Here is a 13,857-nt window from a genome sequence, read left to right as displayed (position 1 = left end):
GTCCATGATCAAAAATGCTTTAAGGGAGTAAAGCCTTCTTTCATTCAGAATCCATGTGCAAATGGATCTTCGGGATCAAAAATAATCGTGGTTTCGGCGCTGATGTACGCATTTCCGGTAATTGTGGGAATGATTCTGGTAGATTCAGCCTCTGTATCGAGGCTTGGTTGGGCCTTCCCCTCGAAAATACTGCCAATGATACTTTCCTGTCGCCAGGCCTGGCCCGCCTTGATAATACCGTCGCCATAAAGGCAGGCCAATTTGGCGCTGGTCCCGGTACCGCAGGGAGAGCGGTCGTATACCTTGCCGGGGCACAGTACAAAATTTCTGCTGTCAGCGGTGGTCGGATCCGAGGGCGGGGCGAACAGTTCGATATGATCGATCTCTTCCCCGTTTTCTGCGCAGATTCCCTGTTCGCGAAGGGCTTGGCGCACGCGCCAGCAAAAGTCTGTCAAGTGGTCGGTGTTTTCCTGACTGATAAATTGCCCGTGCTCGGAGATCAGGAAAAACCAATTTCCTCCCCAGGCAATATCACCAATAAACCTGCCGAAGCCATCCACATATACCGGCACCCCTTTGCGATAGCGGTAACTCGGCACATTTTCCACACTCACTCGATGATTATTGTGCAGCAGGAAAGTGATCTCTCCTACCGGTGTTTCCAGCCGATGAGTGCCGGGAGAAATCGCACTGCTTCGTGCCAGCGTGGCAACGACACCAATGGTTCCGTGACCACACATACCAAGGTAGCCGACATTATTAAAAAATATAACTCCAGCCGCATTATCCGGGTTTTGCGGGGGGCAGAGCAGTGCGCCTACCATAACGTCGGACCCGCGGGGTTCACGGATCAATGCCGAGCGCAGATGGTCAAATTTTTCCTGAAACACTGCAAGACGCTCGGCTATGCTGCCAGTACCAAGATTGGGGCCACCACTGACGATAACCCGGGTGGGTTCGCCGCCGGTATGGGAATCCACTACTTTTATTGTGTGATCCTGTTTGCCGTACACAATGATTCTCCAGATTATTCTTTTAGTCTATGGGCAATAATTGTCTGCGCACCTGTAGCCTGGGCCCGGTCAGTTGATCGGGTCTCTGGTCCAGTTGCCATTCACGGAACGCCAGGTCTTCAGGGGATTTTCGTCCTGCAAAAGTGGCGGCAGCCGGTAATGGCGTACGTTGTCGTAACAATCGAGCTTGCTGAAACGAATCAGTGACGTGGGGACACCCACCGCGGTAAACCCCGGGTGACCGGAGGCAGGGAAGGGGCCACCGTGGTTCATGGCCGGAGATACTGCAACGCCGGTTGGCATTTTGTCATTCAACAGCCGTCCAACCCTCTCACGCAGAATGGGTGCCAGCCCGTCGTAGGCTTCATCATCGACACCAGTGGTAGAAGAGTAAATAGACCCCGTGAGATTGCCTTCGAGTGTTCGCAGGATAGTAGCGGTTTGCTCGTGGTTCTCACTCACCACCATCAGTGCTGCGTTGCCAAAGACTTCGGTCTGGAAAACGACAGAGTCCTGCAGGAACCTCTGACCCGACACACACAAGAGCGTATTGGGGAGGCAGAAGCGAGATTTGTCCGGTTTGGGTTCTATCGTATCACTCGCATTGGAAACAAGCGTTGCACCGGCTTCCCGCAACAGCGCAATTGCCTGTTTCAGACTCTGTTCAGTGCCCAGGCTCAATAAGGTACCGGGTTTGGCATGGTCAAAGAGTTCACCGCAGTGCGCCATGAATCGCTCGCCATCCCCACTGGCCGGCACAATGATCAGTCCCGGATTGGTGCAGAACTGACCGCTGCCCATGAGACAGCTGCCTGCAAACTCTTCGGCGAGTTCAGGGCCGCGCTCGCGCAGGGCACCAGGCAGTATCACGACCGGGTTAATACTGGACAGCTCCGCGTAAAACGGGGTGCCCACCTTGTCTGCGATCTGCTTGAGTGCGAGCCCGGCTCGTCGGGAACCGGTAAAGGCCACAGCACCCAGGCGCTGATCGCTTACCATCCGGTATCCATCTTCACGACTGATGGCAAAGAGCATCTGTACCATTGCTGCTGGAAGCCCCGCCCGATCCAGTGCCTGGCATGCCAGGCTCGCCAGCTTGTGGCAGGTTCCCGGGTGAGCGGTGTGCGCCTTGGCGATGACAGGGTTGCCGGCGGCGATGGCGGCAGCAAAATCGCCACCCGCCACGCCGTTGAAAGCCAGGGGAAAGTTGTTCGGGCCAAAAATGGCCACCGGACCTATGGGTCCCCGCATACTGCGAATATTGGCCGCGGTATCAATGATGGCCTGGGCCCAGGAGCTGTCTCGGGCAGCCTTGGCGGCAGTGCGCAGCTGGCCCGTAGTGCGGGGGAGTTCCACATTGCGCAATCTAGGCTGCACGGGCAGGCCGGTTTCCTCGTGAGCCAGCGCACACAGGGCATCTGTGGAAGCTTCGATGGCATCGGCAAACAGTTCCAGAAAGCGTGCCCGAGACTCGGCCGGGTAACTTCTCAAGGCTACAGCCGCATGCGCGGATGCTTCCAGCACCGCTTCGCAATCACGCCAGTCGGAAACCGGGTAAGTTCGGCTTATGGCTGCTGCTGTTGACGGATTGGTGGGCTGAAAGCGACCGGATTCGGCCGCTTGTCGCCACGCACCCGCGATCAGTACAGGGGTTGTGTGCATGGTGAATGCTCCATTCAAAACGCTACTCAATGAGCGGGCGTGTGGCAATTGCAGTTTGGATAATGTTCAGCACAGACTCGCGTTCAGCGCCGGTCAGTGGCAGGCGCGGGTTGCGGCACTGTTCGCTTCCCAAACCGCACTCCTGTGCTGCAAGCTTGATGTACTGAACCAGCTTGGGTTTGGTATCCAGGTGGAGCAGAGGGGTGTACCAGCGGTATACCTTGCGCGCTTGTTCAAAATTGCCGCTGGTGGCCAGATCCCACATCAGGCGATTTTCCTGCGGAAAAGCGTTCACCAAGCCAGAAATCCAGCCGTGTGCGCCAAGGGCAATGCTTTCCAGCGCAAGGTCGTCTACACCGCAAAAGAGTACGAAATCGTCACCGGTGAGATTGGCAATGTCCGTCAGGCGGCGGGGGTCATCGGATGCCTCCTTGATAGCGACGATATTGCTCACCTGGGCGAGCTCAGCCACCGCTTTTGCGGGCACATCCACACCGTAACAGGCGGGATTGTTGTACACCATTACCGGCAGGTCGGTTGCTGCGGCAACACCGCAAATATGGGCGATGATCTCCTCCGCATCGGCTTTGTAGGACATGGGTGGGAGCACCATCAGGCCATCTACCCCAATCTCTCTGGCTGCGCGGGCAAAATCCCTGGCCTGGGTGGTGGTGTATTCAGACACACCGGTAAGCACTGGCACCCTGCCGTTTATATGCTTGACCGTTGTTGCGAGCACCTCGATTTTCTCTGCCTGGCTGAGTGAGCAGTTCTCTCCCACAGTGCCAAGCATGACAAGGCCATTGATTCCCGCATCGAGCATTGCGTCGAGGTGCCTGAGGGTAGCGGGTATGTTCAGGCTTTCATCGGCGTTGAACTGCGTGGTTGCTGCGGGGAAAACGCCGCGCCAGTTGATTTGCATATGACTTCCTCATCGTGATCTTGGGATGCAAGGGAAAGCTCAAAGCACTGTTGTGCAAAAAGTACTTTGTGTATATGTTATTGTGTACAATAAGAAAGGTTTTTGGCAGCTGTCAACCCAATTTTGCTGTTTGGCCAACTCAGAGGGTTGCCGGGGTATGAACAGGGCAGTGTCATTTCCATAGGCTGTCAACCTATAACAACCACTGCTTGGGAGAACGACCAATGCCACGACTGCCTATTGATATCATGGTTCGGTACCATCTAGAGGAGATGGTGTTTCCCGACTGTAACCGGGGGGCCGCCTCTGCAGGCCCTTCTAAACTTTCGCTTGTCGCTTTTGGAAGATCATGACAGCACCTTCCAGGTAAACCCCCGTTTCAAACACCGGCTATTTTTGCAAGAGTATTCCCGGTGTACTAACGGCTTACGGCTGGGGGAAAGGCCCGCCTGATCTTTTTTACTATCGAAAGAAGGCTGGCACAAGCCGAGCGCGGGCCCAAAAGGGCAGTGGACAGGCCCTTTGGTATTTGCCCGCCACCTCGTTTGAGGGCAGTCAGCGCCGTTTGAGGGGATGCCACCAGTAGCGCATTGATTGGAGAGAGGGTCTCCTGTCTTACACCGACTGAGCATCGGTAATCGGGACATGGCAGTGCCATCGCCGCAGGTACAAAGTGTGTCAGTAGAAAATAGGCAAAAAGGAATCCGTGAACTGGTTGTCATTGGGGCGGGGATTGTCGGCGTTGCCGTAGCGGAGCAGCTGCAGTACCGGGGACACAAAGTCACACTGATTGATCGGGACCCTCCGGGGCGGGGGTGTTCATATGGCAATGCAGGCCACTTCGCCACCGACGTCGTACTGCCTTTGGCGAATATACAGACAATATTGTCAATACCCAGGCTGCTGATGGATTCACTCGGGCCACTATCCATTCATTGGGGTTACCTATATAAGCTCCTGCCTTGGTTAGTGCGCTTCGCCATGGCGGCTTGGCCTGGCAATGTGGAAAAATCCTGCCGGCATTTACGCGCCCTCAATAGTCGTTCCATTGAAAGTTACGACCGCCTGCTGGCCCGTATTGGTCTGACGGAATTAATGACCAAGCGGGGTGCGCTAACGGTGTACGAGCGGCCAGAATCTGCACGCAAAAATCAGACAACAGTGGATCTACTCAAGGAGCATGGTGTAGAAATCCAGTCGCTTTCCGCTGCCGGCATACGGGCGCTGGAACCGGCGCTGAGCGCCGGTGTTGCCGGCGGCCTGTATTTTCCGCGCACGGCACACACCGCCAACCCCTATAGGCTGGTCACAGGCATTGCAGAAAACTTTTTGCAGGCTGGGGGAGCTATCCTGCGCGAAGAGGTCGTCAGACTCGAGAGCCGCAGTGACTCGATACATATTCATTTTTCCAGTGGCCGAATCATCTCCTCCCAGCGATTGATTATTGCCACTGGCGCCTGGTCAAAACCGCTTGCCCGGCAGTTGGGGTATCGGGTGCCACTGGATACCGAGCGGGGCTACCATTTGATGTTGCCAGAGGCCGGGTGTGACCTGGCGCGACCGCTGGTTTCTTTTGAGCGTTCGTTCGTGATAACACCGATGGAGAAAGGTCTGCGCCTGGCGGGCACAGTGGAACTTGGCGGGCTGCAAGCGGAGCCAAATTACGCGCGTGCAGATATTCTGTTTGAACACGCCCGTTCGCTGCTACCGGGAATCCGTCATACGGGTGCCTGCCGCTGGATGGGGTTTCGTCCCTCGCTGCCCGATTCACTTCCAGTACTGGGTACCGCCCCGGATAATCCGCGGGTGGCCTTCGCATTTGGACACCAGCATCTGGGGCTGACACAGGCGGCGATCAGCGCAGAGCTGCTCGCGGACCAAATAGAGGGTAAGGCCCCCGAAATCGACCTGTCCCCATTTAGTATTAATCGATTTCAATAAGCTTGCGGGGGAAATTCGTCAGCAAGTCTATCCCTTCGTCTTTGACCAGAATATCGTCTTCGATGCGCACACCACCCCAGCCCGGTATATAAATACCGGGTTCAACGGTCATTACATACCCTGGCTCGATAACGGTGTCATCTTCCTTCGCAAAGTAGGGTTTTTCGTGTGTCTCCAGACCAATGGCATGTCCAAGGCCGTCTCCAGCAAAACGCGCGTAAGGGCTGTTGTTGAGAAATTCTGCCACGTACTTTGCGGGCTCGGAGCAAGCCACACCGGCGGTTACGCGGTCCACTCCCAACTGCTGCGCCTCCTGCACCAGGGAATAGACTTCCCGCTGTTGGGTACTGGCTTTTCCCAGCACGAAGGTGCGTGTCATATCTGAGCGGTATCCCTGTATTACCGCACCGAAATCGATAGTGACCATATCGCCGCGCTCGATTACCCGATCCGTTGGCATACCGTGAGGGTGTGAGCTGCGTGGGCCGGAGGCAAAGATCGTAGGAAAAGCAACCCCCTCCGAACCCCGTTGCATCAGTGCGTATTCGAGCTCCACAGCAACGCCGCGCTCGGTAACACCCGGGCTCAGTTTGTTGGCTATCTGTTCCAGTGCGGCATCCGCCACCTGCGCGGCAGTGCGTATATGCTGGAGTTCCATCGCATCTTTTCTTCTGCGCAGTTTTTCCACCACGTCGCTTAGTGGCTTGAAGCACTCTGTATCCAGGGCCAAATCTGCAGCCAGGGCCTGCCAATGACTGTAGCGGATGTGTTCCCGCTCAAAACCGAGCCTTTTGATCGCAGCGCCCTTGGCGAGCCGCTGGAGCGTCTGCCCGAGGCTCTCTTCAGCGCGGGCCCGCACGACAATTTCCACCCCGTCATCTGTACGCTGCTCCCGAGCCTGCTCGTCAAAGCGGTAGTCGGTGATAAGGTACGGCCTGTCAGCAACCAGTAAGCTGGCAACCCCCTGTTCGTCGCTGGCGAATCCGGACAGATAGCGAATATTTGCCATGCCGGTAATCAGCATACCGTCGATTCCGAGCCCGGAGAAACAATTTTTGAGACGCTGTAAACGTGTCATTTTGCACCTATTTACACAGGTCCTGTCGGAATTGATGGTTGTCGGCGGCTTTCAGGGTTTGACTTAAAATACGTACCCGGTACCAGAGCAGGGCTCCGGCACAGCAGACGGATAGGGCGGCGAAGCCGCCCCACATCCACTCAGGTTTTCCCAGTTCTTTGGCCAGATACCCGTAGCCCCACCCGGAAAGCAGGCCTGCCACAAGGAAGCCCAGTGCCATGGAGAGAAAGTAATACCCCATAAAGAGCGCCGCCTGAGTTGAAGGCATACACTCAGCGACGTATTCCTGGCTTTTTGGAGAGGTCAGCATTTCCCCCACAGAGAACACGACAACGGCCAGTACAATACCAGTGCCGCCAAATGCCGGACCGAAGCCCATCCATAGAAAGCTGGCGGCTATTACGCAGGTTCCGGAGATCAGCACGTGGAGGGAGGCCAGTCTTCTACTCAGTTGGCTGATTGCGATCTGTAAACTCAGAATGCTGGCGAAATTGAAAGCGATGATAAATTCCGGACTGATTTTCCCAGGGGTTCCCTCGCTGATACTCTTGGCAATGGTTGGGCTAAATGCCTCAACCCTGGCCAGCAGCGGTGCAGTATCTACGTAGTCGCGAATGTACAGAGGCAGGGTCAGGAAAAGCTGGTTATAGCAGGTCCAGAATCCAGACATGATAAGCAGATAGAGCACAAATCGCCGGTTTCTCAGAACCTGCACAATCTCTTTGAAGATATTCTGCTCGGGTTGTAAATCCGGTTGAGATTTCCCTTGCCGCAGCTGCTGTACAGGTGCGGTGGGGCAGGGCTCACGGTAAAACAGCAATAAGAGAAAATTGACCGCGATCCAGCAGGCGGCAACGGAGAATATCCAGTCCCAGCTGAAGCCCTTCACAACACCTGCCACCACCGGACCTACAAAACCGCCTACATTGACCATGGTGTAAAAAATCCCAAAACCCAGTGCACGGTTGTGGTGATCCGTGGTCCGGCTTACCGTCGCAACCACCAGTGGTTTGAAAATGGCCGCACCCACGGCCACTAACAGCAAAACGACAAAGAATGGCCAGAAACCCGATACCTGGCCAAGCAGGTAATAGCTTGGTGTCATGATGGCGAAGGCCACGAGGAACATGCGCTTGTAACCATAACGATCACCCAGCGCGCCGGTGAATACCGGGAGCAGGTACAACAGGAATGGAATCACGCCCTGAATCGTGCCCCGCTGTGCATCGCTGAGCCCCAGCCCACCTTGTCTCACACTGTTGGTCATATAGAGCGATGAGAGGGTAAAGAATCCATACCACGCCAGCCGCTCAAAAACTTCCATTACATTTGCGACGTAAAAGCTGGCTGGAAAATACCCCGATTTCCTCTGTTCCACTGTCGTTGACCCCGATTGTTTCTGGATCGGGGGAGCTTCAGTTTGACTGTTCATTATTGCGGGAGTATCTGCCATTTACTGCCTCTTGTTGTTTTTTTAGCCTATTTTTATCTTCCTCACTATTGTTATTATTGTACACATAATAATATTAAATTAATATTGCATGCAAAAAATATCTTTCACCATTGATGGAGGCTCAACCGAAATTCGTCGAACACCATCAGGTGGGTGGTCAATAAAAAGCCATGATATCTCCATTCCCAGTATCGAGTGTCTGCTCACCAGGGTATTCACGTACATCAAGTAACCCTCTTCTTTCGTATCCATTACAAAAACAGGCGTGTAAAACCTACCAACCTCCCTTGAGAATGCTGCTTTATGAAAGCAGGGTGTGGGCATACCGTTTTTGCAAGGGTTCAGGACAAGCCATGCCCAGTACCAAAACTGACGAGAAATTAGTACGTAAAGTATCCACAACATCACCTGCACAAGGCCACTCAAAGCATTCATACCTGTCAGAACCCATAACATTCATTCATTTGTCAGCAATCACGGCAAAGTTGATAAAAAACCTAATACAACCGCTCTTTCGCTGTTGATCTGATTCACTCAATCGAGGAGCAGGTAATTACACAGGTTTTTCACGTACGATGACGGGAGTTGCTTCTGGATTTTTCCGGAACCAAAGCACTGTACAATGGTCCCATTATCTTCGCTCTAGCAACGAGCACTGAGCCAGTTTCTTTTTCTGTTTTCAGGGGTTGCCATCGGACAGATCATCTGGCTAGAGTGTGGCGTGTGTAAGCGAGCGCGGGAGGTAAAGTGTCCTATATTTTTTTCTTGAACAGTAGAAAGAGCACCCTCATGACGATAATGGTGATCGAACTGCCATAAGAGACAATGGTCAGGCCTCTCGGTCTGACCAGCTGTCAGACAAAATTCCTGGGGTTACCCTTAAAGATTTGATTGATTATTTCCAATCCGTGCGCCCACGGCATTAGTCGTTTTGGGCGACTGGAGTTTGAAAGAAAGAGCTATTGGACTCCGTGTCTTTTCAATCAGCACTGTCCGCTGATCTTAGTATCCTGTAAAAAATCAGCGATCACTTTGTGAAGCGGATCATTTTCAGGAACGTCTTTGATCTGGTATCTTCCCTTTGGGTCAAATGCTTGTATTGTCGGATTTAGCCTTTAATCATGACTGCTGTTTTTATGTGCGAAAGCTGTGAAATACGCCAGCGGTTGGCTCACTTCTGAAATTTCAGCCGAATGCTATTTTTACATGAATTTCGCAATCAGCGGTGGAAAAAAGCGGGATGAGCCGAAGATTTCTGGGCGAAATTGATACAAAAAAAGATAACCAATTCTCGATACTCAGAGGGTGAGATACTATCAGATTCTTGCTGGTGTCATCTTTCCCTTTGGGCGTTATTAACCATCAGGGTTCCAACCTATGTTCAAACAAAAATTTTTAAAAATTGCTTTTTCTGCAGCAATTATTGCGATAGGCGCTACGGCACAGGCCAACAGTGCGGCCATGGTCAACCCAGCCGGCAGTGTTGTGGTCGGATACTGGCACAACTGGTGTGATGGTGGAGGATACCAGGGAGGAAATGCACCTTGTGTCACCTTGGATGCAATTGATCCGATGTACAATGTGGTGAATGTTGCTTTCATGAAAGTTTTCAATACCTCTGCCGGGCGTATTCCCACCTTTCAGCTGGACCTGAGCATTGGCCTTTCAGAACAGCAGTTTATTGATCAGATTAGTGAGCTTAACGGCGAAGGGCGTTCGGTTCTGATCGCTCTGGGCGGAGCGGATGCTCATATTGAATTAAGGGCAGGTGACGAACAGCCTTTCGCAGATGAAATCATCCGCCTGACTGATCGCTACGGTTTTGATGGCCTGGATATCGACCTGGAACAAGCAGCCATCACCGCTGCGGATAATCAGATCGTGATTCCAGCCGCATTACGTATTGTTAAAGACCACTACAGGGCGCAGGGTAAGAACTTTCTGATCACTATGGCACCTGAATTTCCTTATTTGACCACCGGTGGCAGGTATGTGCCCTATATTGAACACCTAGAAGGCTACTACGACTGGATTAACCCCCAGTTTTACAATCAGGGTGGAGATGGTATCTGGGTTGAAGGTGTTGGCTGGATTGCCCAGAATAACGATGCGTTGAAAGAGGAATTCATTTATTACATTTCAGACGCTCTGGTAAACGGCACTCGCGGCTTCCACAAAATTCCACACGACAAGCTGGTGTTCGGTATTCCTTCCAATAATGATGCGGCAGCTACTGGTTTTGTTCGAGATCCCCAAAAACTGTACAACGCTTTTGGGCGCCTTAATTCACAGGGTCAGGGCCTCCGTGGTGTCATGACCTGGTCTATCAATTGGGATATGGGCACCGATGCATCGGGTAATCTCTATAATGAACAGTTTATCAAAGACTACGGCCCCTTTATCCACAGTCACTCACCGACTCCGCCACCACCAGTGGAAGGCAAGCCTGTTTTTAAAGGGGTTCAGAATGCCCGTACTCTGCAGGGGCGTTTATTTGATGCCCTGGCGGGCGTGAGTGTCAGGGATTTTGAAGATGGTGATCTCACTGGTATTATTCGGGTTGATGGCTATGTAGATACCCATACCATCGGTACCTATGCACTCACATATCATGCAACAGATAGTGACAATAATACGACTTCTGTTGTTCGCTCCGTCGAAGTGTATAGTCTAAAGCCGGAGCTTCTCGGTGTTGCCAGCACGATTATCCTGTTAAATACTCCGTTTGATGCAATGAGCGGTATTACTGCCAGTGATGCTGAAGACGGTGACTTGACAGCTGCCGTACAGGTGTCTGGTTTTGTAAATACAGCCATTGCTGGTGTATACACACTCACCTATTCTGTTACCGACAGTGCGGGCCAAACCGTAACTGCTGAGCGGAAAGTGACTGTGTCCGACGGCTCTAGCTGTGCCAGCCCTTGGAAATCCAATGTCACTTATGTACAAGGTGATGCCGTCTCTCACAGCGGTATTCAGTGGGTGGCTGGCTGGTGGACCAGGGGTGAGGAGCCTGGAACCACCGGAGAATGGGGGGTGTGGCGTGAGGTGACCGACAGCTCTTGCGGCAGCGGTAATGAACCAGCGTCTGATGCAGAGATAAGCGTTTCAGCTGTTGCTGCTGAGTACACTGTGGACAATGGCAGGGTAAACCTGTCTGTGCATGTTGCTGTCAACCAAACGATGGATCTGGAGGTCAGAATTACTGATCAGGGTGGCACTGCGGTCAGCAATCACAACCTATCGGTTGCCAGCACCGCGCACCTACCACTGATCATCAATAACGCAGAGGCCGGTCTCTATACACTGGAGGTGACAGGTACAACTGCAACTGGCAAAACGATAAACTATAATACCAGCTTTGTTGTTAAAGCTGGCGGCGATACCAGTCCTCCGGGTGAGTATCCACTGTACGATAGAAATGCCAGCTACACTGCGGGCGAAATCGTGACTGGAAGCGACAGTGCTTTGTATCAGTGCAAGCCATGGCCTTATTCTGGCTGGTGTTCAAACGCCGTGTATGCACCAGGCAGCAGTATGCACTGGCAAGATGCCTGGACCAAGCTTTAACAAAAGCACCCAGAGGTGAAACTGTGGCGGCAGTCCCTAAAGGGGACACCACCACCGAAGCCACCGCTTCACGGCGGCTTCGGTGGTACCAACGCAAATCGAGCGCTGATGAATCAACGCCACTCATTCGCATATCCTGGGTCCTACTGTTCTAAATACCTGGGTTATTCACCCACCCTCACTGCTTATAAAACTTACGCTAATCGGGAATCAATGGCGATATTGCCATACCCACCATAGAGACACTATCTGGGATGTGGGCTTCTTGGTAATTTTTCCGGAAGCGAACAAAAGTGAAAGTATGTTGTCTCGTATTCTGGACTCAGGACATTCTGCAGTAAAAAGCTGTTATACCGGTAACCAGATACTGGCGATTCTCAGGCAAACCGGTGTAGGCGCTTCGGTTCTCCAGCTCTACCGTGCACATGGCCAGGGTGGTATCAGTTTTATAAGTGGCATGAAAATCACCGACTAGAAAAGGTATATGCAAGCGCGCTGTACCGGTCAAAATTCCTCAGGGGATATGCTTTCGCGCCCTGCCAGCAGTTGCCGCACTGTGGTGAAATCCACAACGCCACTATCTACGTAAGTGGGCATGCCCAACAGGGGCGGATAGCCGTCACCGCCCGCTGCCAGAAAACTGTTGGTGGCCAGCCGGTAGACCCGGTCGGGGTCGAGGGGCCGCTGGTCATCGCCGATAGAGAGATTACCATCGCCGGTCAAGGATATGCCGCTAAACTGAATTCCTCGCTCATTGCGGGGCAACAGCGCAATAGCCTCCAGGTACTGGCGCAGCTCCCTGCCATCGAGTTCCACATAGCCCACGGTATTGGCAAAGGGCATCACCTGCATCAGCGATTTGACGGTGACGTCACCTTTATACAGGTTATCGCGAATGCCGCCACTGTTGGTGATGGCAATATCGGCACGGGTAAACTCCCTGAATGCTCGGGTAATCAGGCTGCCCAGTGGGCTGACGTTGGGGAATGCGCGTTTGTCACGGCGATCAAAGGTCCGCTCGGCGCGAGTAATGACCTTGCGCAGGGCAGCACCGCCTTTATTGTGAAATTTCTGCAGAAAGGCCTGCAGATCCTCGTCGGGCTTGATTCTGGATTGCACGAACGCCTGTTTATTGCTTTGAGATGTTTTCAGGTTGACCGGTATCAGGCGGTAGTCAACCAATTGAACGGCGTCCTTGCCGACAATAAAGTCCGCCCGGCCGACGTATTTGCCCCATTCATGCGCCTGCATTATCCAGGTATTATTTTCAAAGTCGGGCTTGCAGGGGGCGCCCGGCTGGTAATTTGCAACCAGTTCGCCCCGGCTATCGGTGCACACCGGTTGCTGGGAATGGCCGCCCACAATGATATCGATACCATCCACCGCCCTAGCGAGAGCGACGTCGGTACCAACTGAATGTATGTCGTGACCCATATGGGTCAGCGCAATGACCAGGTCGGCCTCTTCTTGCAGCTTTGGCATCAGCCGCCCCATCTCCTTTTCCGGTAGGACAAAACTGAACGCTTTCACGTACTGTGGGTTGCCAATTTTATCGGTGGACTGGGTGATCAGGCCAACAACGGCGACACGCATCCCCCCCTTGTCGAAAATCTTGTAGGGCTTGAACAGCCGCTCACCAGCGCTGTCATAGATGTTCGCCGAGAGGAAGTCGAAGCTCGACCAGCGCTGCTGTTTCCTGATGACCTCAAGCGGGTTGTCAAACTCATGATTGCCGACTGCCATGGCGTCGTAGCCCATACTGCTCATGCCTTTAAAATCTGGTTCGGCATCCTGCATATCGGATTCCGGTACGCCGGTATTCACATCGCCGCCCGAGAGCAGTAAGGTATAGCAGCCCTCGGCTGCGACCTCCGCGCGGATTTGTTCAACCAGCGTTTTGCGCGCGGCCATACCATACTCGCCGTGCTGGTTGTGCCAGAAGCGGCCGTGGTTGTCGTTGGTGTGCAACAGGGTCAGGCAGATGGTTGAATTGTCTTGCGCTGAGTGTACCTTGTACGCAAGACCAAACCACAGCAACATTGTTGCCAAGAGTGTTGTACAAAAGCGTATACCCTGCCGATATTGTTTCTGCGTGGCCATAGCTGCTCCCGTATACTTCAATGATTGCGCCTTCTGCAAAGCGGTTATCCCGCGGTCCGGGCTGTCAGTAAATAACAAGCCGGCGTTGAGCACCGGCTCTGAAGGCTTCCGATACGAT

Annotated in this window: 9 protein-coding genes; 3 read left to right on the top strand and 6 right to left on the bottom strand. The window is 53.2% G+C overall.

Annotated features, from left to right (window positions below):
• Positions 1-44: 44 nt before the first annotated feature.
• The 3 genes from M8T91_RS09275 to M8T91_RS09265 form a co-directional block, all read right to left on the bottom strand.
• Positions 45-1,013 carry a proline racemase family protein gene (locus tag M8T91_RS09275; protein ID WP_301413762.1) on the bottom strand — a complete coding sequence of 323 codons (969 nt, stop codon included), beginning with the start codon at positions 1,011-1,013 and terminating at the stop codon, positions 45-47.
• Between the two features lie 69 nt (positions 1,014-1,082).
• Positions 1,083-2,675: an aldehyde dehydrogenase (NADP(+)) gene (locus M8T91_RS09270; RefSeq protein ID WP_301413761.1), complete on the bottom strand. Its 1,593-nt coding sequence runs from the start codon at positions 2,673-2,675 to the stop codon at positions 1,083-1,085.
• A 22-nt stretch (positions 2,676-2,697) separates the two neighbouring features.
• Positions 2,698-3,597 carry a dihydrodipicolinate synthase family protein gene (locus M8T91_RS09265; RefSeq protein ID WP_301413760.1) on the bottom strand — a complete coding sequence of 300 codons (900 nt, stop codon included), beginning with the start codon at positions 3,595-3,597 and terminating at the stop codon, positions 2,698-2,700.
• A 675-nt stretch (positions 3,598-4,272) separates the two neighbouring features.
• Between M8T91_RS09265 and M8T91_RS09260 the strand changes: the two genes are divergently transcribed.
• On the top strand, positions 4,273-5,538 hold the full coding sequence (locus M8T91_RS09260; protein ID WP_301413759.1) for an NAD(P)/FAD-dependent oxidoreductase: 1,266 nt from the start codon (positions 4,273-4,275) through the stop codon (positions 5,536-5,538).
• On the opposite strand, the gene M8T91_RS09255 is transcribed toward M8T91_RS09260, so the two are convergent.
• Together M8T91_RS09255 and M8T91_RS09250 are read right to left on the bottom strand one after the other, a co-directional pair.
• Positions 5,522-6,616, bottom strand: a complete 1,095-nt coding sequence (locus tag M8T91_RS09255) for a M24 family metallopeptidase (RefSeq protein WP_301413757.1) — start codon at positions 6,614-6,616, stop codon at positions 5,522-5,524. The two genes, M8T91_RS09260 and M8T91_RS09255, sit on opposite strands and share 17 nt — an antisense overlap.
• A gap of 7 nt (positions 6,617-6,623) precedes the next feature.
• Positions 6,624-7,940 (bottom strand): MFS transporter, encoded by a 1,317-nt coding sequence (locus tag M8T91_RS09250; protein WP_301413756.1) that lies wholly within the window; start codon positions 7,938-7,940, stop codon positions 6,624-6,626.
• A 1,506-nt stretch (positions 7,941-9,446) separates the two neighbouring features.
• Between M8T91_RS09250 and M8T91_RS09245 the strand changes: the two genes are divergently transcribed.
• Complete coding sequence (locus M8T91_RS09245; RefSeq protein ID WP_301413755.1) at positions 9,447-11,639, top strand: immunoglobulin-like domain-containing protein; 2,193 nt, start codon at positions 9,447-9,449, stop codon at positions 11,637-11,639.
• A 301-nt stretch (positions 11,640-11,940) separates the two neighbouring features.
• A complete protein-coding gene (locus M8T91_RS09240) occupies positions 11,941-12,114 on the top strand; it encodes a hypothetical protein (protein WP_301413754.1) in 174 nt (57 codons plus the stop codon).
• A gap of 29 nt (positions 12,115-12,143) precedes the next feature.
• Here M8T91_RS09240 and ushA read toward each other — a convergent pair whose 3' ends face one another.
• Positions 12,144-13,739 carry a bifunctional UDP-sugar hydrolase/5'-nucleotidase UshA gene (gene ushA, locus M8T91_RS09235; protein ID WP_301413752.1) on the bottom strand — a complete coding sequence of 532 codons (1,596 nt, stop codon included), beginning with the start codon at positions 13,737-13,739 and terminating at the stop codon, positions 12,144-12,146.
• Positions 13,740-13,857: the final 118 nt, after the last annotated feature.

Source organism: Microbulbifer sp. MI-G (assembly GCF_030440425.1).
GTDB classification, from domain to species: Bacteria; Pseudomonadota; Gammaproteobacteria; order Pseudomonadales; family Cellvibrionaceae; genus Microbulbifer; species Microbulbifer spongiae.
This window is presented reverse-complemented; position numbering and strand designations above follow the sequence as displayed.

Bases quoted from the DNA above. Each gene is read 5' to 3' on its own strand.
- M8T91_RS09265 (WP_301413760.1), bottom strand. From the start codon at position 3,597: ATGCAAATCAACTGGCGCGGCGTTTTCCCCGCAGCAACCACGCAGTTC.
- M8T91_RS09255 (WP_301413757.1), bottom strand. From the start codon at position 6,616: ATGACACGTTTACAGCGTCTCAAAAATTGTTTCTCCGGGCTCGGAATC.
- M8T91_RS09250 (WP_301413756.1), bottom strand. From the start codon at position 7,940: ATGGAAGTTTTTGAGCGGCTGGCGTGGTATGGATTCTTTACCCTCTCA.
- M8T91_RS09240 (WP_301413754.1), top strand. From the start codon at position 11,941: ATGTTGTCTCGTATTCTGGACTCAGGACATTCTGCAGTAAAAAGCTGT.
- M8T91_RS09270 (WP_301413761.1), bottom strand. From the start codon at position 2,675: ATGCACACAACCCCTGTACTGATCGCGGGTGCGTGGCGACAAGCGGCC.
- ushA (WP_301413752.1), bottom strand. From the start codon at position 13,739: ATGGCCACGCAGAAACAATATCGGCAGGGTATACGCTTTTGTACAACA.
- M8T91_RS09245 (WP_301413755.1), top strand. From the start codon at position 9,447: ATGTTCAAACAAAAATTTTTAAAAATTGCTTTTTCTGCAGCAATTATT.